We start from the raw sequence: 1,460 nt of genomic DNA on the forward strand, positions 1-1,460 counted from the left end.
GGGGGGTGCCCCTATGTCCTTCGTCAAGCGTTAGGGGCGGACTTGGGTTGGTAAATGGTGCCGTCGCGCAGCATGGCGAACAGGACGTCGCAGCGTCGCCGTGCCAGCGCGATGAGTGCTTGGTTGTGGCGCTTGCCCTGCTGGATCTTGCGCGCGTAGTAAGCCCGCGAGACAGGATCCCGCAATGCCGCGAAGGCGGATAGGAACAAGGCGCGCTTGAGCACCTTGTTGCCGCGTCTGGATGGGTGCTCACCACGGATGGATGAGCCTGAGCGCCGGGTGACCGGGGCAAGACCAGCGTAGGCCGCCAAGTGGGCGGCCGAAGCGAACGCTTTATGCGCGACCTCGGTCAGGAGTCTGGCGGCGGTCCTGACGCCGACTCCCGGCATGCTGGTCAGGACCGGCCAAAGAGGGTGAGCAAGCACCAGTCGCTCAACTTCGGCGGCGACCTCGTCACGTTGCTTACGCAAGGCCGCAAGCTGCTGGGCCAAGCGAGGCATGACGATGGTGGCGGCTTGCGTGCCGGGCACGGTCACGGCTTGTTCGCTGAGTGCCTGAACGATCTCGGTCGCCAAGCCTTTGCCCATGCGCGGTGCGAGTTTGGTCAGGCGGTTGGCGAGCGTCTTCTCGCTGGTGGCGGCAAGCGCGGCTGGCGACGGGTAGCGCTCAAGCAGATCGAGTACCGCTGGATGATCGAGGCGCGGTCCGAGAACGCGTTCGAGAGCGGGATGGATCTGGGTGAGCAAGCCGCGAATGCGGTTGCTGGTTTGAGTGACTTGGTCGGCGAGATCGTCGTCGAAGCCGCACAGCATGGTGAGTTCGGCGAGCTGCTCGTCGGCCAACCGAAGCGAGCGCAGTGTGTGCGGCATCGAGCGAGCGGCTTCGGCAATGATCGCGGCATCGCGGGCATCGGTCTTGGCTTCGCCTGCATGTAGGTCGGCGATGCGGCGCATAGCCAGTCCCGGCAGATAGGCGACGAGTACGCCTTCGGCGCGGGCGACGGCTACAGGAAGCGCGCCGATGGTGGATGGCTGATCGACGACGAATAGCAGTTGACCCTGAGTCTTGAGCTCGGCGATGAGGGCTCGCAGCTTGGCCTCGTCGTTGGGTAGCGCCTTGTTGTACAGGCGCTTGCCGTTCCGATCAAGCGCGACGGCATGATGCTGGCCTTTACCGACATCGACGCCGATGAAGACATCGACGGCGCCATGTTGTTGAGTGTCTTGCATCGAAGTATGAGCAGAGTGAACGGATTGGCCTGCAACAACGGTGGCAAGTCTCGGCATCCACGTTACGGACGGCGTCGGGATATCCCGGCCAAACCCCTATTAGCGATCACCAGCCACCCACCAGGCCCGGTGACAACACCCCCCGGATCATGACTGCGACTGGGGGCGAGAATCATGCCGGGCCTGGCTGGCCAAAGCCCCAATTATCGGGGCGTGAAGATAGTAACGGGG

At 63.8% G+C, this 1,460-nt stretch carries 1 protein-coding gene; it reads right to left on the reverse strand.

All coding sequences use genetic code 11. From position 1 onward, the window contains the following. Positions 1–23: 23 nt before the first annotated feature. Positions 24–1,229 carry an IS110 family transposase gene (locus tag CFB43_RS37405; RefSeq protein WP_179254787.1) on the reverse strand — a complete coding sequence of 402 codons (1,206 nt, stop codon included), beginning with the start codon at positions 1,227–1,229 and terminating at the stop codon, positions 24–26. Between the last annotated feature and the right edge of the window lie 231 nt (positions 1,230–1,460).

This window comes from Burkholderia sp. AU15512, assembly GCF_002223325.1.
Lineage (GTDB): Bacteria > Pseudomonadota > Gammaproteobacteria > Burkholderiales > Burkholderiaceae > Burkholderia.